Genomic DNA, 18,749 nt, shown 5'->3' on the forward strand with positions numbered 1-18,749 from the left:
CGTCGCACCGCCCGTCGTCCGCCGGGGCGTCCGGCTCAGTCCTCGGGGAGCTCGACCGGGGCGATCTCGTCGTAGACGTCGCCCGGTCCGGGGTTGGCCGGGTCGGTGGCGCCGCCGAGGTGGCGCATCACGCCCCACACCGCGTTGAGCGCCGTCTGCACCGCGCCCTCGGCCCAGCCGGCCGTCCAGGAGATGTCGTCGCCGGCCAGGAACAGGCCCCGCTTGTCCTCCGGCAGCCGGTCCTGCACGAAGTGGGTGAACAGCCGCCGCTGGTAGCGGTAGTGGCCCGGCAGGTTCGCCTTGAAGGCGCCCATGAAGTAGGGCTCGTTCTCCCAGGAGACGGTGACCGGGTTGCCGATGATGTGCTTGCGGATGTCGACGTTCGGATAGATCTCCCGCAGCGACTTGAGCATGACCTCCAGCCGCTCCTGCGGGCTGAGCGGCAGCCACTTCAGGGAGTCGTCGCACCAGGTGTAGGAGAGGCAGATCACGGCCGGCCGGTCCGGGCCGTTGTCCAGCAGGTAGGTGCCGCGGGTCATGCGGTCGGTGAGCGTCATGCTCATCACGTCCCGGCCCGTGCGCTCGTCCTTGTCCAGCCAGAACGGCCGGTCCACCGGCACGAACAGCTTGGAGGACTCCATGTAGTGGGTGCGCTCGATCGCCGTCCAGTGGTCGATGGGGAACAGCTCGTCGTCGCAGTCGATCTTCGACAGCAGCATCCACGACTGGGCGGTGAAGATCGCGGCCCGGTAGGTGCGGACGTCGCCGGTGGCGTCGGTGACGGTGATGCGGTTGCCCGCGGTGCGGTGCAGCCGGGTCACGGCCGGGCGCGGCTCACCGCCGTGCAGGGACTTCAGCGAGGTGCCCAGCGGCCAGTGGACCAGCTTGGCCGGCTCGCGCTCCCACAGCCGCAGCGGGAGCTGCTGGCTGCCGCCGACGATGCCGCGGTGGTCGTCGTCGGCGCCGGTGTAGACCACCCGGAGGATCTCCAGGATGGAGTTGGGGAAGTCGGTGTCCCAGCCGCCGGTGCCGAAGCCGACCTGGCCGAATATCTCGCGGTGGCGGAAGGAGGAGAACGCCGGGGAGTCGCAGAGGAAGCCGTAGAAGGTCTGGTTGTCCAGCTTCTCCACCAGGCGCGACCAGATCTCGCGGATGCGCGGCACGTCGCGGGTGCGGATGGCCTTCTGCATGTCGGAGAAGTCCGCGCCCTCCTCCAGGCAGGCGTTCCATGCCTCCATCACCTGGCGGTAGACGTCCGGCAGGTCCTCCAGGGTGCGGGCGTAGTGGCTCTCGCCCTTGAGGTCGACGACGGTGGAGGGGGTGTCGGGGGCCAGCGGGTTGGGGAACGGCCTCGTCTCCAGGTCCACCAGGTTCGCGTAGTGCCAGAAGGCGGTGGAGGACGGCGGGAAGCGCATCGCGCCCATCTCGGCGGTCAGCTCGGGGTCGCAGCCGTCGAAGCGGGCCGTGCGCAGCCGTCCGCCGATCTGGTCGGCCTCGTAGACCACCGGCTTCAGGCCCATCTTCATCAGCTCGTAGGCGGCGACGATGCCCGACAGGCCGCCGCCGACGACCGCGACCTCGGTGCCGTGCTCGGTCGCCGGCACCTGGCCGAGGCCGGCCGGGTGGGCGAGGTAGTCGTCGTAGGCGAACGGGAAGTCCGGGCCGAACATGGTGATGGGCGGCTCGGTCCGGGCCTCGGTGTGCTGCTCGTCGTGGACGGCGGTGGGCACGGTGGAGGTCATGGGGTGGTTCTCTCCTGGGGATGCGTGCGGCTCCGGGCGGTGGCCCGGGCCGGTGCTCGTGCTCTGCTCGGCCGCTCTGTCGGCGGGACGCCTGGGCGCCCCGGCGGCGGGACGCCCGGGCGCTCAGACGAGGGACGCGTAGAGCTCGGGGCGGCGGTCGCGCAGGTACGGGTTGTCCGCGCGTGACGCCTTCAGCAGCGCCGGGTCGACGTCGGCGGTGATCAGGTCCTCCCCCGCTCCCGCGCGGGCCCGGACGGTTCCGTCGGGGGCGGCCAGGCAGCTCAGCCCCGTGAAGGAGACCGCGTCCCCGCCCTCGCCCTCGGTGCCGCAGCGGTTGGCGTAGGCGATGTAGAGCTGGCTCTCCAGGGCGCGGGCGGGGAGGAGTGTCTCCGCGACGACCTCGTAGGGGCGCATCAGCGCGGTCGGCACCAGCAGCAGCTCGGTCCCCGCCAGCGCGTGGGCGCGGACGGCCTCGGGGAACTCCACGTCGTAGCAGACGAGCATGCCGACGCGGACGCCGTCGAGGTCGGCCTGGACCACCGGGGTCTCGCCGGGGGTGAAGCGGGCCTTCTCGTAGGGTCCGTACAGGTGGGTCTTGCGGTAGTTGGCGAGGCGGTCGCCGTCGGGACCGACGAGCTGGACGGAGTTGTACACCCTCTCCCCCGCGCGCTCCGGATAGCCGTAGGCGATGGCGATCCCCCGTTCGGCGGCGATGCGGGCGACCGCCGCCGCGCCGGGGCCGCCGGCGGGCTCGGCCAGCTCCGCCACCCGCTCGCCGAGGGCGTATCCGGTCAGGTACAGCTCGGAGGCGACCAGCAGCCGGGCGCCCGCGGCGGCGGCCCGGGCGGCGGCGCGGTCGAGGGCGGCCAGGGAGTCCGCGGTGGAGCCGGGAACACCGCCGGGACCCTGGAGGAGCGCGGTGCGCAGCGGCGTCATGGAACCTCTTCACCTCGTTCGCCCGTGACGGGGTACGGACGGGTCTGCCTGGGACGATTCGACGGTACGAGTCGTCCCCGAGGCCTCACAAGGCGCAGTCGTTGCGCATCCGGTGCCGATTCGTTGCGTCTTTCCGGCTCCTGGCGTCGATTCGTTGCGCCGCCCCGTTCCGGTTCCCCGTTCCCCGGCCCGCCGTCTCAGGCCGGCGGGCCGGATCCGTAGCGGCGCACCAGCGGGGAGAGGACCAGCACCGACCTGGTGCGCTCCACGAACGGCTCGCCCGCGATCCGCTCCAGCACCCGCTCGAAGTGACGCATGTCGGAGGCGAAGACCTGGACGATGGCGTCGGCGTCGCCGGTGACGGTCGACGCGGAGACCACCTCCGGGTAGCGCTCCAGACCGCGGCGGATGTCCTCGGGGGAGGTGTTGCTGCGGCAGTACATCTCGATGAAGCCCTCGGTCTCCCAGCCGAGCGCCGCCGGGTCCACCCGCACGGTGAAGCCGGTGATGGCCCCCTGCTCCCGCAGCCGGTCCACCCGCCGCTTGACGGCCGGGGCGGACAGCCCCACCTCGGCCCCGATGTCGGCGTAGGAGCGCCGGGCGTCCTCGGCGAGGGCGTGCACGATGCGTTCGTCGAGCTGGTTCAGTCGCACTGCGGGTGGGCCACTTCTCTGCGCGGGCGGTGCCATCGGTGCCGCGCCCCGGGCGGAGGCGGCACATCCGTCGCTCGAAGTACAGCACAGCCCGTCCGCGTCCCCGCGGCTCCCCGGGCCCACGGACGGAATCGGACGTTCCGGGACGCGGCCCCTCCGCCGTGGCCCCTCCGCCGTGGCCCCCGCCGGATCGCCGCGCGGCGGTCGCGGTTTCGGACGTCCTCCCCGCGGAGGAGGGCATGTCCCCGCTCCCGAACACCTCCGCCGGAACACAACACCGTGAACCGGGCATCCCGCACCCGTCCGGACCGTGGACGCGGCCTGCGCACCGGTTCCTCGCACGGCCTCCGACTGGCGCACTCCACCGTCACCTCTATAGCTTGTGTCGCCGGATGGCGAAGGGTTCGAGTCACGGGGGCGGGTACGTGTCGTTCGACGACGAGTGGAACCAACTGGTGGCGGCCGCTGCCGAACGGAAGTCCACACAGATGCAGCTGAACCGGCACGACGGCGGAGGCGGGGGCGGAGGACACGCCGCCACCTCGGACGGCGAGCTGACGGTGAAGCAGAAGGACCTCGCCGAGATCGGGGACGCGGCGTTCGACCTCTACGAGCGGCTCCGCAAGGACGGCGAGCACGCCCGGGAGAGCAGCGCCGGCGCGGCCTCGGACCTCGGAATGGACTTCGAAATCGGCGGCGCCCTGCGGCACGTCAACACCCGGTGGCAGGAGCAGCTGCGCAGCCTCACCGACGCCTGCGCCCACATCTCCAACCACCTGGAGTACACCAACAAGGCCCACGCCAACCACGAGCAGCACATCAGCTCGGTGTTCAACAGCCTCACCACCCTCGACCAGGGCTTCGACGAAAGGACCCGGCGCCAGTGAAGCTCGACGCCCTCCGCTTCGCCGACTTCTCCAAACTGGACACGGCCATCGGCGACTGGTCCGAGATGATCACCAAGCTCCAGTCCCTGAAGGAGGACGCCGACTCCCGGCTCAAGGGGAAGGCCGACAAGGCCGACTGGACCGGCTACAACGCGGCCGTCACCCGCGAGTTCATCGCCAAGACCGCCCACGAGTTCGCCGACGCCCACACCCAGGCCACGTCCATCCGCAATATCCTCAGGGACGCCCGCGACGAGCTGGTCGACTACCGGCGGCAGCTCAACGACGCCATCGAACGCGGCCTGAAGAAGAACCTGACCGTGCGGTCCAATCCCGATGGCGGCTTCACCGTCACCATGAACATCCACCCCGACCGCGCCGCGAAGGGCACGGAGGTGCCCGACCACTCCCCCCAGGACGCCGAGAACCTCCGCGACGAGATCCAGAACATCCTCACCAAGGCCGCCGAGAGCGACTCCACCGCCGCCCGGGCTCTCAAGGCCCTCGCCGACCAGAGCCCCCACGGCTTCTCCGACGCCTCCTACAAGGACCGCGACGCCGCCGCCGAGGCGCTGAAAGCCGCCGACCGCGCGGCGAAACTCGCCGACAGGCCCGAGGACATGTCCCCGGAGGAGTTCGACGAGCTCAACAGGCTCCTGAAGGAGCACAACGGGGACAGCCTGTTCGCCGAGCAGTTCGCGACGGCGCTCGGCCCCAAGGGCGTGCTGGAGTTCTGGGCCGGCCTCAACGACCCGCATCTGAACATGGAGCTGGGCCAGGCCCGTGTGAAGCAGTACGGCGACCTGCAGGAGCACCTCGGCCTGACCCTGGCCACCGCCACCCAGTCCGACAGCGCCGGGATGCAGCGGTGGGAACGGGACATGGTCAACCTGGGCGGCGAGTTCGTCCCCGACAAGAACAACCCGCGGGCCATGGGCGTCCAGGTCATGAGCAACCTCATGCGCTGGGGGGACTTCGACGACAAGTTCCTGACCAGCTACGGCAACGAACTCATGCGGCTCGAGAAGGAACGCAGCGGCAACGGCAGGAACGCGGCCGCCGCCTGGCTCCAGTTCCCCACGGACCCCATGCTCAACCGGACGGGCACCGATGGCGGCTCGGACCCGATGACCGGTTACATGATGGCCCTGAGCAGGAGCCCGGAAGCCGCCACCGAGTTCTTCAGCGGCACCTTCGTCACCAAGGACGAGGACCACGACTTCCTGCGGGACACCGACGGCGACGGCAACAAGGGCAAGGTCGGCCTGACCAACTTCCAGTACCTCTTCGAGGAGCGGGACTGGCCCAAGGAGCACGACTCCGAGATGAAGGAGAGCGTCACCGGGCAGAACGCCCTCGGCTGGGCCCTGGAGGCCGCGGCCACCGGCCACCCGGCCGGCCAGCAGCCCACCCCGGACCTTCCTCCGCACTCACCGGAGCAGGCCAGGCTGGTGGAGCAGATCGTCAACTCCGTCTCCGACGACTCCGAGCGCCTGACCAAACGCGGCTACCTGTCCGACAGCCTCGGCCAGATCGCGGCGGAGTACCTGCCCGACATCAACCGGGCCATGGCCGACGACAAGCACGGCAACACCGACCTGTTGTTCCCCGTCGCCGGCACCGCCGCCGAGCTGGACCACAACGACGTCACGCGCTTCCTGGTCAGCGTGGGCCAGAACCCGGAGGGCTACGCGAAGGTCGAGATGGGCCAGAAGGCCTACATGACCAACCTGATGGACTACCACCTCAACCCCGAACTCCCGGAGGACAAGCGGTATCCGCAGGACCCTCAGACCACGATCGAGGACATCGCGCGGCGGTCCGGCGAGGTCAGCGGAACCTTGGCCATCGGGCGCCAGGAGGCGGTCCTGGGAGAGGCGCACCAGAAGGACGAGGACTACCAGAAGTCGATGGGCCAGGTGAAGAACATCATCTCCGGGACCATCGGCACCGGCATCGGCGTGGGGACGAGCTTCATCGCGACTCCCGCCGGCGGAGCCGCCGCCGGCGGGGCCGCCGGCACGGTCAGCAGCGTCGTCCTGGAGCAGATCTTCGGCAACCTCGAGCCGAACAACCTCAAGGATGCGGGGAAGAACGAGGGCGTCAGGTGGGAGATGGCTAGGCAAAACAGCACCGAACATGGTCAAGTTGCCGCGCTCGAAGCCGCCAAAGCCCATGATCTGCCATACAGAAACAGGGTGGCGGATTGGGTGTTGAAAGGAAACGAGATTGGTTTCGCCAACGCCTCGGTCAACGTCTCCCGAATGGCTGACGACCTGGACACCAACATCCCCAACTGACAGCGCGCCGCAGCCGCGCCATTGCCCATTTTCCCTACGACACCGAGGTCGCCTTGAGGATCCCAGGAGAATTCACACGGCAGCGGAACCGGGTCACGGTATCGGTCGTCGGGGCGCTGCTCCTCGGCCTCGGGGCGACCGCCTGTTCCACCCAGGAGAGGAACTACACGATCCCCGAGGCCCTGTGCGGCACGGCCATCTCCCCCGACCTCCTGGAACCCCTCCTGCCCCCGGGGGACAAGCTCTCCACCACCCTCTCCGACAGGGTGGAGGGCATGAAGCGCTGCCTCGTCAACGTCGACGGAAAGCAGGTCCTCGCGGTCGGCACCGAGTGGTGGGAGAAAGGAACCTCCCTGCGCGTGGCCGCCCTCACGATCGCCAACGTCGATTCCGACGACAAGGAGACGGAGGACGGCCGGTACCTCTACTCCGAAAACGGAGCCATCGGGAAGGTCACCTGCCCCAAGCCGCGCAAGCCCGATGACGACCTCCTCGTGACGGCACGGGTCCACGAACCCGGCACCCCCGACGAGGCGGCGATGAAGAAGCTGATCGCCGCCTACGCCGAGGCCGTCGGGAAGTCCGACGAGTGCACCTGAGCCCGGTGGGGCCTCGTCCCGTGCCGGGTCTCACCTGTTCTCCGTCTCCGGAGCGTCGAGCCGGGAGTGGCGGATGCCGTACCCGAAGTAGATCACCAGGCCCACGGCCAGCCAGAGGCCGAAGACCGTCCAGGTGATCAGGTCGAGGCCGGCCATCGTCCACACGCAGAAGCCGAAGCCCACCAGGGGCAGCAGGGGCGAGAGCGGGACGCGGAAGCCGCGGGGCATCTCCGGGTGGGTGCGGCGCAGCACGATCACGGAGAGGTTGACCAGCGCGAACGCGAAGAGCGTGCCGATGCTGGTGGCGTCCGCGAGCCGGCCGAGCGGGATCGCGGCGGCCAGGAGTCCGCAGAAGGCGGAGACGATGAGGGTGTTGGCGCGCGGGGTGCCGGTGCGCGGGTGCACCTTGGAGAACACCGTGGGGACCAGTCCGTCACGGGCCATGGAGAACAGGATGCGGGTCTGCCCGTAGAGGACGGCCAGGACGACGCTGGCGATGGCGACGACGGCGCCCAGGGCCAGCAGGACGGACCAGAAGGCGTGCCCGGTGACGTCTTCCAGGATCCCGGCCAGGGCGGCTTCGGAGCCGGTGAAGTCCCGCCAGGGCATGGCGCCGACCGCGACGACCGCGACCAGGCAGTACAGCACGGTGACGACGATCAGCGAGAGGATGATGGCGCGCGGCAGGTCGCGCCGGGGGTCCTTCGCCTCCTCGCCCGCCGTGGAGGCGGCGTCGAAGCCGATGTAGGAGAAGAACAGCGTCGCGGCCGCCGCGTTGACGCCGGCCGCGCCCAGTGGCGCGAACGGGGTGTAGTTCCCGGCGCGCACGCCGGTGACGGCGACGGCGCAGAACATCAGCAGCGCGGCGATCTTCACCACGACCATGACGGCGTTGGCGGTGGCGCTCTCCCGGGCGCCGCCGAGGAGGAAGACCATGGCCAGCAGGACGACCAGCAGAGCGGGGAGGTTGACGATCCCGCCGTCGCCGGGGGGTGCGGAGAAGGCGGCCGGGATGGTGGCGCCGACGGTGCCGTCGAGGAGTTCGTTGAGGTACTCGCCCCAGCCGACGGCGACGGCGGCCACCGATACGCCGTACTCCAGGATCAGGCACCAGCCGATCACCCAGCCGACCAGTTCGCCCATGGTGGCGTAGGTGTAGCTGTAGGAGGAGCCGGAGACCGGGATGGTGCCCGCCAGTTCGGCGTAGGACAGGGCCGAGAACAGGGCGGTGATCCCGGCCAGGACGAAGGAGAGGACGACGGCCGGGCCCGCCTCGGGCACGGCCTCCCCCAGCACGACGAAGATCCCGGTGCCCAGGGTCGCCCCGATGCTGATCATGGTGAGCTGCCACACCCCGAGTGAGCGGCGCAGCGTTCCGCCTTCCCCCCGGCCGCCCTCGGCGACGAGCCTCCGGACGGGTTTGCGGCGCGTCAGCCGGGCTCCGAGTCCGGTGTGCGGCGGGGGTGCGGGGGACGCCGTGCCCTGGTCCATCGCGGGTGGCTCCTTGCGGATAAGTCGCATACGAGGCTTTTGTGCGTGAGTTTCTGTGTATGAGCTTCGCATGCCCGCCCGCAACGGACATCTCCCGGTGTCCGTGTGCCGGTCCCGGTGGGCGTCCCCCGTCCCCCGTCCCCCGTCTCCCGTCCCCCGGACCCTCCGGAGCCCGCCCGGAGCTCACCGCACGGGCAGCGCCCGCGCCCAGGTCCGGTCGTCGGTGAGGTAGGCGTCGACGGCCAGGCCCGCGCCGGCCAGCGCCCGCTCGAAGTCCTCCCTGCTCAGCCGCCGCGAGAGGAAGGTCTGGGTCCACGTCCCGTCCGGGAAGACGTACTCGGCGCGGATGGAGGACACCCCGGGGTCGTCGGTGGGGTCGGCGGAGGCGATCCGGATCAGGGCGTCCCCGGCCCTCCGCTCCCTGGGCACCCGGTCGTGCCAGTCCTCGCCCTCGCGCTGGACCAGGACGCAGCCGCCGTCCGCGACGTGCCGCCGGCAGGTGCGCAGCAGCGCGTCGCGCACCCGGACGTCACCCGCGTGGACGAGGAAGGAGGGCAGGAGGACGGCGTCGAAGCGCTCGTCCAGGTCCAGCGTCTCGATGGACGAGCACACGGTGCGGGCGCCGCGCACCCGCTCCAGCATCTCCGGGGACTCGTCGACGGCCGTCACCCGGAATCCGCGTTCCACCAGCGGGTGGGTCACCCGGCCGGCGCCGCAGCCCAGTTCCAGCAGGCTCGCCCCGGCGGGGACGGCCGAGGCGACGACGTCCGGTTCGTCCCCGGCGGGCAGGCGCGTGTACACCTCCACCGCGCAGCCGTCGGGGGTGATCGCCCCGGTTCCCGTACCGCCGTACCCCTCGCGCGTCCATCCGCCCATGCGCCTCATGGAAGCACCCGCGCCCGCCCCCGGGAAGGGAGGCGGGCGCGGGTGCGTGCCGGACCGGGCGGCCTCACGCCCAGCTGGCGTGGAGCGGCTTGCCCTCGGCGTAGCCGGCGGCGCTCTGGACGCCGACGACGGCCTTCTCGGCGAACTCCTCCAGGGTGGCCGCACCGGCGTAGGTGCAGGCGGAGCGGACGCCCGCGACGATGAAGTCGATCAGGTCCTCCACACCGGGGCGCTCCGGGTCGAGGAACATCCGGGAGGTGGAGATGCCCTCCTCGAACAGCGCCTTGCGGGCCCGGTCGTAGGGGGAGTCGTCGGCGGTGCGGCTCCGCACGGCGCGGGCGGAGGCCATGCCGAAGCTCTCCTTGTACAGGCGCCCGTCGGGGCTCTGCTGGAGGTCGCCCGGAGATTCGTACGTCCCGGCGAACCACGAGCCGATCATGACGTTGGAGGCCCCGGCGGCCAGGGCCATGGCCACGTCGCGCGGGTGCCGCACCCCTCCGTCCGCCCAGACGTGCCTGCCGAGCCGGCGGGCCTCGGCGGCGCACTCCAGGACGGCGGAGAACTGCGGGCGGCCCACCCCGGTCATCATGCGGGTGGTGCACATGGCGCCCGGGCCCACGCCGACCTTGACGATGTCGGCGCCCGCCTCGACCAGGTCGCGCACGCCCTCGGCGGAGACGACGTTGCCCGCGACGACGGGGACCCGCGGGTCCAGCGCGCGGATCGTCCTCAGGACGGAGAGCATCGACTCCTGGTGTCCGTGCGCGGTGTCCACGACCAGGGTGTCCACCCCGGCGTCGAGCAGTGCCTTGGCGCGTCCCTCGACGTCGCCGTTGATGCCGACGGCGGCGGCGATGCGCAGCCGGCCCGAGGCGTCGGTCGCGGGGGTGTAGAGGGTGGCGCGGAGGGCGCCCTTGCGGGTGAGGATGCCGGCCAGCCGTCCGTCGGCGTCGACGGCGGGGGCGAGCTTGCGGTGCGCGGCGTCCAGGCGGGTGAACGCCTCGCGGGGGTCGGTGTCGGCGGGGAGGAGGAGCAGGTCGCGGGACATGACCCGGTTGACCTGGGTGAAGCGGTCCACGCCGGTGAGGTCGGATTCGGTGACGACCCCGACCGGCCGTCCCTCCTCCACGACGACGCCCGCGCCGTGCGCCCGCTTGGGCAGCAGGGCCAGCGCGTCGGCGACGGTCGCGGTGGGTTCGAGGACGATGGGGGTGTCCAGGACCAGGTGGCGCTGCTTGACCCACGAGACGACGTCGGTGACGACGTCGAGGGGGATGTCCTGGGGGATGACGACGAGCCCGCCGCGGCGGGCGACCGTCTCGGCCATCCGGCGTCCCGCGATCGCGGTCATGTTGGCGACCACGATCGGGATGGTGGTGCCGGTTCCGTCGGGCGCCGACAGATCCACACCGTGGCGGGAGCCGACCGCGGAGCGGCCCGGCACCATGAAGACGTCGTCGTACGTCAGGTCGTACGGGGGCCGCTGGTCGTTGAGAAATCGCACGTACTTCATTGTTGCACGGCCGCACATATCCCCGCCTTGGAGGAAAAGCCAGGCAGACCGCCACGCGGCGGACTCCTCGCCGTGCTTTCGCACGAGAACGCGCCCCGGCCGGGCGCGGCGTTCCGCACCCGGCCGGACTCTCCGGCCGGTCCCTCAGGGGGCGGCGGGTCCCTCGTCCGGGTCCACCCGCTCCAGCGCGGGCCACGGCCCCGGGCCCGTCTCGTGGAGCAGGTAGTCCGCCGCGGCCGTGTCGGTGACCAGGCTGGTGACCAGGCCGGAGCGGAGCACCGCGCCGATCGCCGCGGCCTTGCGGCGGCCGCCCGCGATGGCGATCACCTCGGGGACGCGGCGCAGCCGGTCGGCCTCGACGGTGATGCAGCGCTCCCCCAGGTCGCGCCCGATGCGGCGGCCCTCCGCGTCGAAGAGGTGGGCTGACATCTCGGCGGCCACGCCGAGGGAGGCGTAGTGGGCGCGCTCCTCCTCGCCGAGCATGTCGTGGACGGTGGAGACGCCCGGCTCCCAGGAGCCGATGGACACCGCCGCCACGGTCACCTTGTCGAAGTACTCGAACGCCGCGGCGATGCTCGTCTGGCCGCGCAGCGCCGCGGCGGTGGCCGCGTCCGGCAGCAGCATCGGCGCGTAGATGGGGTGGGCCTCGCCGCCCGAGACGGCCGCGGCGCGGCGGACGGCCTCCACCGAGCCGCGTTCGGCGGTGCCCGCGTCGTAGACGCCGGTGAGCTGCACGACGGTGCACGGCGGCAGGCGGTGCAGCGCCGTGGCCATGTGGATGGTGGAGCGGCCCCAGGCCAGGCCCAGGACGTCGCCCTCGGTGACCAGCTCGCCCAGCAGGTCGGCGGCGACCTCGCCGAGGTTCTCCGGGTCGGCGGCGTCCTCGGCCGCGTCCGAGGGGGACTCGACGACCACGGCGTGCCGCAGCCCGTAGCGGGAGCGCAGCGCGTCGGACCGCTCGGCGTCCAGTTCGGCGGGGACCCGGATCTCGATGCGCACGAGATCGCGCTCCAGGGCCGTCTCCAGGACCCGGGCCACCTTGAACCGGCTCACGCCGAACTCGTCGGCGATCTGGATCTTGGACTTCCCCTCCAGGTAGAAGCGGCGCGCCATGGCCGCCGCCTGCATCAGCTCGGCGGGACCCATTCTCGTGGCTGACCGCCCGGTCGACACCGCACTCACCTCGCTACCGTTCCGCCGTACCGCCGTACGCGCCCGTACCCCTGTACGTGCCGTACGCACCCTGCGTGTTCATCCTCGCAGATCCGCGGTGACCTTGATTCACTCCGTGCACGGTGCACCCATGCGGAGCGCGGCCCGGCCCGCCTCAGTGGGCGCACCCGCCCTGGGCGCCCCGGACCTTCTCGGCCCGCTCGCGCAGCGCCCGCACCGCCGCGGCCGGGTCGTCCGCGCCGTAGACCGCCGAGCCCGCCACGAAGACGTCCGCGCCCGCCTCGGCGCACCGCTCGATGGTGGAGGCCGACACCCCGCCGTCCACCTGGAGCCACAGCTGCAGGCCGTGCTTGTCGATGAGCTGCCGGGTGCGGCGGATCTTGGGCAGCATGACGTCGAGGAACGCCTGCCCGCCGAAGCCCGGCTCCACGGTCATCACCAGCAGCATGTCCAGCTCGGGCAGCAGGTCCTCGTACGGCTCGATCGGCGTGGCGGGCCTGAGCGCCATCGAGGCGCGGGCGCCCTTGGCGCGGATCTCGCGGGCCAGCCGCACCGGGGCGGCGGCGGCCTCGACGTGGAAGGTGACCGACCCGGCCCCGGCCTCCACGTACTGCGGCGCCCAGCGGTCGGGGTCCTCGATCATCAGATGACAGTCCAGCGGGGTGTCGGTCGCCTTGCGCAGCGACTCGACGACCGGGACGCCGAGCGTGAGGTTGGGGACGAAGTGGTTGTCCATCACGTCCACGTGGAGCCAGTCGGCGCCCTCGGGTCCGCCGACGCGCTGCGCCTCGTCGGCCAGGCGCGCGAAGTCGGCGGACAGGATGCTGGGGTTGATCTGAACCATGGCCCCAGTATGTCGCGGCCCCGCCTCCCCCGGTCGGCCGGGCCCGCGCCGGGTCCGGCCGACGGCACGTCAGGTGCGGCGCAGCAGGGCGAGGTACATCGCGTCGGTGCCGTGCAGGTGCGGCCAGAGCTGGACGTCGGGCCCGTCGCCGAGGGACGGCACGCCGGGCATCAGGGGGCGGACGTCGATCGGCTCGGCGCTCTCGTGCCTGAGCACGTCCTCGACGACCGCGCGGGTCTCGGCCGGGTGCGGCGAGCAGGTGGCGTAGCCGACGACGCCGCCGGGGCGGGCGGCCCGCAGCGCCTCGGCGAGCAGGCCGCGCTGGAGCGGGGCGAAGCCGGCCAGGTCCTCGGGGCGGCGGCGCCAGCGGGCCTCGGGGCGGCGGCGCAGCGCGCCCAGGCCGGTGCAGGGCACGTCGACCAGGACGCGGTCGAAGGAGCCGGGCCGCCAGGCGGGGCGGGTGCCGTCGGCGGTGATCACCTGGTACGGGCCGGGGTTGCCGTGCAGGGCGCGGGCGACCAGGCGGGCGCGGTGCGGCTGCTTCTCGGAGGCGATCAGGGCGGCGCCCCGCCCGGCGGCCAGCGCGCCCAGGAGGGCGGCCTTGCCGCCCGGTCCGGCGCAGCCGTCGAGCCAGCGGCGGTCCTCGCCCTCCAGGGGCGCGTTCGCCAGGGCGAGCGCGACGAGCTGGCTGCCCTCGTCCTGCACCCCGGCGCGTCCCTCGCGCACGGCGTCGATCGCCCCCGGGTCGCCTCCCTCGGCGAGCCGGACGGCGTACGGGGACCAGCGGCCGGGCACGGCGTCGCCGGTCAGCAGCTCCTCGGGGCGGGCCCGGCCGGGGCGGGCCACCAGGGTCACCTCGGGGCGGGCGTTGTCGGCCTCCAGGAGCGCCTCGACGTCCTTGCGGCCGCCGCCGAGCGCGTCCCACAGGGCGGAGACGATCCAGCGGGGGTGGGCGTGGACGATGCCCAGGTGCTCCTCGGGGTCCTCGTCGTAGGGCGGGGCCACCCTCCGCAGCCAGCCCTCCAGGTCGTCGCCGGCGATCCTCCGCAGCACGGCGTTGACGAACTTCGCCCGTCCGTCGCCCAGGACCGCCCGGGCCAGCTCCACGGTGGCGCTGACCGCCGCGTGGGCGGGGATGCGGGTGTTCAGCAGCTGGTGGGCGCCGAGCGACAGCACGTCCAGCACGGGCGGGTCCACCTCGCGCAGCGGCCGGTCGACGCACGAGGCGACGATCGCGTCGTAGGTGCCCTGCCACCGCAGGGTGCCGTAGACCAGCTCGGTGGCCAGCGCCGCGTCCCGCCCGTCGAGGCTCCCTCGCTCGCGCGCCTCGCGCAGCAGCGGGGGCAGGACGAGGTTGGCGTACGCGTCGCGCTCGTCGACGGCCCGCAGCGCCTCGAAGGCGATCAGGCGCACGGGGTCCTTCTTCGGGCGGCGGTAGGGCCTGGCGGGGCGGCGTGGCCGACTGCTCACGGGACGGTTGCTCCGGCTGGGTTGGGGGAAGGGCACGGCGGCGGACGCCCGGTGGGCGCGCTCCCCCAGCCTACGTCGCCGGCCGGACGCCTCCCGAGGTCACTCCCCCAGCTTCTCCCCGGCCGCGATGCGCACCCCGCGCGCCCAGTCGGCGGCGGACATCGGCTTCCTGCCCTGGGGCTGGACCCACAGCAGCTCGACGGCGTGCGAGCCCGTCCCGGCGTGCACGGTGTTCCTGCCGACGGCCAGCTCGCCGGGGGCCAGGTCGGTGCGGTCGGGGGCGGGGGTCACCTGTCGCAGCTTGAGGCGCTCGCCGCGGAAGACGGTCCAGGCGCCGGGCGCGGGCGAGCAGCCCCGCACCACCCGGTCCACACGCAGGGCGGGGGCGGACCAGTCGACGCGGGCGTCCTCCACCGTGATCTTGGGGGCGAGGCTGACGCCCTCCTCGGGCTGGGGGACGGCCCGCAGCGTGCCGTCCTCGATCCCGTCCATGGTGGCGGCCAGCAGCCCGGCGCCGGCGAAGGCGAGCCGGGTCAGCAGGTCCCCGCTGGTGTCGGTGGACCGGATCTCCTCGGTGACCACCCCGTAGACCGGCCCGGAGTCGAGTCCCTCCTCGATCAGGAAGGTGGAGGCGCCGGTGACCTCGTCCCCGGCCATGATCGCGTGCTGGACGGGCGCCGCGCCGCGCCAGGCCGGCAGCAGCGAGAAGTGCAGGTTGACCCACCCCCTGGACGGGATGTCCAGCGCGGCCCTGGGCAGCAGCGCGCCGTAGGCGACGACGGGGCAGCAGTCCGGGGCGATCTCGCGGAGACGGACGAGGAAGTCCTCGTCGCGGGGGCGGGCGGGCTTGAGGACCTCGATCCCGGCGTCCTCGGCCCGCTGGGCGACCGGGCTGGCCACCATGCGGCGTCCGCGGCCGGCCGGCGCGTCGGGGCGGGTGACGACGGCCACGACCTCGTGCCTCTCCGATGCGATCAGGGCGTCGAGGGCGGGTACGGCGACCTCGGGGGTGCCGGCGAAGACGAGCCTCATCGGTGGGGAACTACCTCTCGCGAACGGCGGGACCGCGTCGATGCGCGGGGGAACGCACGGAACAGCGCACGGGGTGCGCGGAACGGCGCACCAGTCTACGGCCCGTCAAGGCCCCTCACCGTGGGGGCGTGCGGTGCCCGGCGCGCCGCCCCCGCTTTCTCCCGCACGCTCCCGCAGCGTGACCCCGGCGGCCGGTACGGCGTTGGTCAATGCAGCTTGACCGAAGCGGGCCGCGACAGCGGCCGGCCCTTCCCACGCCGGTTCCGAGAGGCTTGTTCATGGCCGACCACGCCACCCCCGACGCCCGGACACGGGCCAGCCTGCACCTGCTGGTGCGGGACATCGAGCGGGTCCGCCGGCAGGTGGACGCCCTGCGCACGCTCACCGCACAGCTCGGCAACGTCTACCGGCCGCGCCGCACGGGCCCCGCCGCGGGCTTCGTCGTCTACGGCAGGGCCCCGGCGCCCACCGTGCGGCTCGCCCAGGAACTGCGGGACAGCGTGGAGGCGCTGGTGACGGCGGCGGTGGAGTTCGACCGGTCGCTGGGCTTCTCCTGGGACGCGGTGGGCTCGGCGCTCGGCGTGACCAAGCAGGCCGTCCACCGCCGCTACGGCTCGCGCCGGGCCGCGGCGCCGGCCGCCCCGGACGGGACGGAGGCCCCGCGCCGGCCCCCCTCCGGCGGGGAGCCCCCCGCATCTCCCGCACGCACCGTGGCCGTGGGACAGGGCGCGGCCCCGGTACCCGCCGCGCCCTCCCCGCCCGGCGGGCCGGCGCAGCCGCCGCCGGACTCCCGCCAGGGCACGTTCCCCGGCCCCCGCAACGGCTGACTCCTCCTCGGCCGTCCCCGCCGCCCGGTGTCCGTCCCGACCGCACTCCGTCGGCCGGACGCCGGGCGGCCTCGTCTCCGCCGCCGGGACGCGTCCGGGGCGGCGGGTCCTCCGCTCCGTCAGCCGATGTCGTCCGGGTCGACCCGGACCCGGACGGGCGCGCTCCCGCGGCGGGCGAGCCGGGCCGCCCGCGCCGTCCTGAGCGCGGCGGCCAGTGCGGCGCCGCTGCCCGGCGGCACCCTCACCAGTGCCCGCTCCCACCGCTCGCCCGCCGGAGGCGCGCCGGGCCGCCGGGGCCGGCCCGGCGGGGGCTCCGGGAGCGGCACCGGCCCCAGGATCTCGGCGTCGGCGGGCAGGTCGGCCGACGCCAGCAATTCGGCGACGGCCTCGGGCGGCCCGGTCACGGCGGCCATCCGGGACACCGGCGGGAACCCCAGCTCGGCGCGTTCGGCCAGTTCGCGCCGGGCGTGCCCGGCCGGGTCCCAGCGCACCAGGGCCTGGACGGGGCGGAGCGCCGGCTCGGCCATGACGACCACCGTGCCGCCCTCGGCGCGGGGGCGGACCAGCGCGGCGGCGTCCAGCCAGCGGCGCAGCGCCTCCTCCGCCGCCCGCAGGTCGGGGCGGGAGAGCAGCGCCCAGCCGTCCAGCAGCAGCGCCGCCGCGTAGCCGGGGCCCTCGGCGACCGGTTCCGCTCCCGGGGTGCTGACCACCAGTGCGGGCCGGTCGGGCACCGTCGCCAGGACGTGGTCGCGGCCGGAGGTGCGGACGGGGACGGCCGGGAAGGCGCGGCCCAGTTCCTCGGCCGTCCGGCGGGCCCCGAAGACCCGGCCCCGCAGCGCCCCTCCGCCGCACTCCGCGCACGCCCACCCTGGCTCGGCCGTGCCGCACCAGCCGCAGGTGGGCGGGGTGTCGCCGCCGGTGGCCTCCAGGGGGCCCGAGCAGCGGGCGCACCGGGCGGGCTCCCGGCAGCGGGCGCAGGCCAGCCGGGGCACGTAGCCGCGACGCGGCACCTGCACCAGCACCGGGCCGTGCCGGAGGGCCTCGCGCACCGTGCTCCAGGCGAGGGAGGGCAGCCGGGCGGCGCGCGCGGCGGGGTCGCGCGCCTCGTCGCCGTCGCCGACGGTGCGCACCAGGGGGGCGGTGGCGCGCACCGCGTCCCGGTCGGCGGCCAGCGGGCGGGCCCATCCGGTCTCGACGAGCTGGGCGGCCTCCACGGTGCAGCCGTGCGCGCCGAGGAGGAAGCCGCACTTCTCCCGGGCGGCGCGCAGCAGCAGCACCTCACGGGCGTGCGGCATCGGCTCGTGGGGGTCGCGGTGGCTGGGGTCCCCGTCGTCCCAGATCGCGACGAGTCCGAGGTCGCGCACGGGCGCGAACATCGCGGCCCGGGTCCCGACGACGCAGCGCACCGCGCCGCGGTTGACGGCGAGCCAGCGGCGGTAGCGGGCCTCGGCGCCGGCGTCGGCGGTGAGCACCACGTGCCGGCCGTCGCCGATCAGGGCGGTGAGGGCGGCGTCCACGCGGGCGGCGGACCGTCCGTCGGGCAGGACGGCGAGCGCGCCGCGGCCGGAGGCCAGGGCGGCGGCCAGGGCCCGGGCCAGTTCCTCGGGCCAGTGCGGCCCGGGCAGCGCCGTCCACACCGCGCGGGGGGGCTCCCCGGCTGCGAGGGCCCGCAGGTAGCCGGGACCGGCCGGGTAACGCGCCCAGGAGCCCGGCGCGGGCGCCGGTGGTGGCGGTGGCGGGGAGGCGGCCCGGCCGCCGTCCGCCCCGGCCCTCTCGGCGCGGGCCATGCGCGGGGGGACGGCGAGCTGGACGACGTCGGCGAGCGCCCCGGCGTAGCGGTCGGCGACGGCCCGGCACAGTCCCAGCAGGTCCGGGCCGAGAACCGGTTCCGGGGAGAGGACCTGGGCGATGGGGGCGAGGACGCCGGGGAAGTCGGACTCCGCCCGGCGTTCCACGATGAAGCCGTTGACCAGCCCGCCGCCCTCGCGCCGCCCGCCCCGCTCGCCGGCTCCGAAGCGCACCCGCACCCGCACCCCGGGGCGGGCCTCGGCGTCCATGGCGGCGGGGACGGCGTAGTCGAAGAGGCGGTCGAGGTGGAGCAGCCCCTTGTCGACCAGGACGCGGGCGACGGGGTCGCGCCCGGCGAGTTCGGCGCCGCGCCAGGTGCGCGGACGGGCCCGGGGCGGCTTGGCCCGGCGGACGGTCTCCCGGATCAGCGCGAGCTGCTCGCCTCCCGGCGACACCTCCACCGGGAGCCTTCGGGACCGTCCGTTCTCACTGCTCACAGCTTTCAGTCCTACCAGACACCACCGACACGGCCCGGCTCGCGGCGGGGGAAACCGCCGCGAGCCGGGCCGGTGACGTGCCGGGGGCCGCTACAGGCCGGCGGCCTTGCGC

15 protein-coding genes are annotated in these 18,749 nt (G+C 73.8%); 4 read left to right on the forward strand and 11 right to left on the reverse strand.

Annotation, left to right across the window (positions count from 1 at the left end):
• Positions 1–35: 35 nt before the first annotated feature.
• From ABD358_RS18515 to ABD358_RS18525, 3 genes are all read right to left on the reverse strand, one after another.
• A complete protein-coding gene (locus tag ABD358_RS18515) occupies positions 36–1,742 on the reverse strand; it encodes a flavin monoamine oxidase family protein (RefSeq protein ID WP_344632169.1) in 1,707 nt (568 codons plus the stop codon).
• Between the two features lie 123 nt (positions 1,743–1,865).
• The gene (locus ABD358_RS18520; protein WP_344632170.1) at positions 1,866–2,678 is read right to left on the reverse strand and encodes a carbon-nitrogen hydrolase family protein; all 813 of its coding nucleotides are present in this window, start codon (positions 2,676–2,678) and stop codon (positions 1,866–1,868) included.
• A 197-nt stretch (positions 2,679–2,875) separates the two neighbouring features.
• The gene (locus tag ABD358_RS18525; protein ID WP_344632171.1) at positions 2,876–3,331 is read right to left on the reverse strand and encodes an Lrp/AsnC family transcriptional regulator; all 456 of its coding nucleotides are present in this window, start codon (positions 3,329–3,331) and stop codon (positions 2,876–2,878) included.
• Between the two features lie 392 nt (positions 3,332–3,723).
• Here ABD358_RS18525 and ABD358_RS18530 point away from each other — a divergent pair, with 392 nt between their 5' ends.
• From ABD358_RS18530 to ABD358_RS18540, 3 genes are read left to right on the forward strand one after another with little or no spacing between them, the layout of a single operon-like run.
• Positions 3,724–4,218: a hypothetical protein gene (locus ABD358_RS18530; protein WP_344632172.1), complete on the forward strand. Its 495-nt coding sequence runs from the start codon at positions 3,724–3,726 to the stop codon at positions 4,216–4,218.
• Positions 4,215–6,518: a DUF6571 family protein gene (locus ABD358_RS18535; RefSeq protein ID WP_344632173.1), complete on the forward strand. Its 2,304-nt coding sequence runs from the start codon at positions 4,215–4,217 to the stop codon at positions 6,516–6,518. The genes ABD358_RS18530 and ABD358_RS18535 overlap by 4 nt, the downstream gene beginning before the upstream one ends.
• A 53-nt stretch (positions 6,519–6,571) precedes the next feature.
• Entirely contained in the window at positions 6,572–7,117 is a 546-nt protein-coding gene (locus tag ABD358_RS18540) for a hypothetical protein (RefSeq protein ID WP_344632174.1), read from the forward strand.
• A gap of 30 nt (positions 7,118–7,147) precedes the next feature.
• On the opposite strand, the gene ABD358_RS18545 is transcribed toward ABD358_RS18540, so the two are convergent.
• The 7 genes from ABD358_RS18545 to fmt all read right to left on the reverse strand — a co-directional run bounded on the left by ABD358_RS18545 (position 7,148) and on the right by fmt (position 15,525).
• Positions 7,148–8,608: an amino acid permease gene (locus ABD358_RS18545; protein WP_344632175.1), complete on the reverse strand. Its 1,461-nt coding sequence runs from the start codon at positions 8,606–8,608 to the stop codon at positions 7,148–7,150.
• A gap of 183 nt (positions 8,609–8,791) precedes the next feature.
• The gene (locus ABD358_RS18550) at positions 8,792–9,484 is read right to left on the reverse strand and encodes a class I SAM-dependent methyltransferase (protein WP_344632176.1); all 693 of its coding nucleotides are present in this window, start codon (positions 9,482–9,484) and stop codon (positions 8,792–8,794) included.
• Positions 9,485–9,557: 73 nt separating this feature from the next.
• Positions 9,558–10,997, reverse strand: a complete 1,440-nt coding sequence (locus ABD358_RS18555; protein ID WP_344632177.1) for a GuaB1 family IMP dehydrogenase-related protein — start codon at positions 10,995–10,997, stop codon at positions 9,558–9,560.
• Positions 10,998–11,150: 153 nt separating this feature from the next.
• A complete protein-coding gene (locus ABD358_RS18560; RefSeq protein WP_344632178.1) occupies positions 11,151–12,152 on the reverse strand; it encodes a sugar-binding transcriptional regulator in 1,002 nt (333 codons plus the stop codon).
• Positions 12,153–12,333: 181 nt separating this feature from the next.
• Positions 12,334–13,023 (reverse strand): ribulose-phosphate 3-epimerase, encoded by a 690-nt coding sequence (rpe, locus tag ABD358_RS18565; protein ID WP_344632179.1) that lies wholly within the window; start codon positions 13,021–13,023, stop codon positions 12,334–12,336.
• 69 nt (positions 13,024–13,092) lie between these two features.
• A complete protein-coding gene (locus ABD358_RS18570) occupies positions 13,093–14,493 on the reverse strand; it encodes an RsmB/NOP family class I SAM-dependent RNA methyltransferase (RefSeq protein WP_344632180.1) in 1,401 nt (466 codons plus the stop codon).
• 99 nt (positions 14,494–14,592) lie between these two features.
• Positions 14,593–15,525: a methionyl-tRNA formyltransferase gene (gene fmt / locus ABD358_RS18575; protein ID WP_344632181.1), complete on the reverse strand. Its 933-nt coding sequence runs from the start codon at positions 15,523–15,525 to the stop codon at positions 14,593–14,595.
• A gap of 278 nt (positions 15,526–15,803) precedes the next feature.
• Between fmt and ABD358_RS18580 the strand changes: the two genes are divergently transcribed.
• Positions 15,804–16,352, forward strand: a complete 549-nt coding sequence (locus tag ABD358_RS18580; RefSeq protein WP_344632182.1) for a hypothetical protein — start codon at positions 15,804–15,806, stop codon at positions 16,350–16,352.
• 119 nt (positions 16,353–16,471) lie between these two features.
• Here the strand turns inward: ABD358_RS18580 and ABD358_RS18585 are convergent, their stop codons facing one another.
• A complete protein-coding gene (locus tag ABD358_RS18585) occupies positions 16,472–18,637 on the reverse strand; it encodes a primosomal protein N' (protein WP_344632183.1) in 2,166 nt (721 codons plus the stop codon).
• Positions 18,638–18,749: the final 112 nt, after the last annotated feature.

The organism is Streptomyces glaucosporus (genome assembly GCF_039533345.1).
Lineage (GTDB): Bacteria > Actinomycetota > Actinomycetes > Streptomycetales > Streptomycetaceae > Streptomyces > Streptomyces glaucosporus.

What these genes read in the sequence shown, in the direction of transcription:
- ABD358_RS18560 (WP_344632178.1), bottom strand. Translation starts at nt 12,152, where the DNA reads ATGGGTCCCGCCGAGCTGATGCAGGCGGCGGCCATGGCGCGCCGCTTC.
- fmt (WP_344632181.1), bottom strand. Translation starts at nt 15,525, where the DNA reads ATGAGGCTCGTCTTCGCCGGCACCCCCGAGGTCGCCGTACCCGCCCTC.
- ABD358_RS18520 (WP_344632170.1), bottom strand. Translation starts at nt 2,678, where the DNA reads ATGACGCCGCTGCGCACCGCGCTCCTCCAGGGTCCCGGCGGTGTTCCC.
- ABD358_RS18530 (WP_344632172.1), top strand. Translation starts at nt 3,724, where the DNA reads ATGGCGAAGGGTTCGAGTCACGGGGGCGGGTACGTGTCGTTCGACGAC.
- ABD358_RS18515 (WP_344632169.1), bottom strand. Translation starts at nt 1,742, where the DNA reads ATGACCTCCACCGTGCCCACCGCCGTCCACGACGAGCAGCACACCGAG.
- ABD358_RS18580 (WP_344632182.1), top strand. Translation starts at nt 15,804, where the DNA reads ATGGCCGACCACGCCACCCCCGACGCCCGGACACGGGCCAGCCTGCAC.
- ABD358_RS18545 (WP_344632175.1), bottom strand. Translation starts at nt 8,608, where the DNA reads ATGGACCAGGGCACGGCGTCCCCCGCACCCCCGCCGCACACCGGACTC.
- ABD358_RS18550 (WP_344632176.1), bottom strand. Translation starts at nt 9,484, where the DNA reads ATGGGCGGATGGACGCGCGAGGGGTACGGCGGTACGGGAACCGGGGCG.
- rpe (WP_344632179.1), bottom strand. Translation starts at nt 13,023, where the DNA reads ATGGTTCAGATCAACCCCAGCATCCTGTCCGCCGACTTCGCGCGCCTG.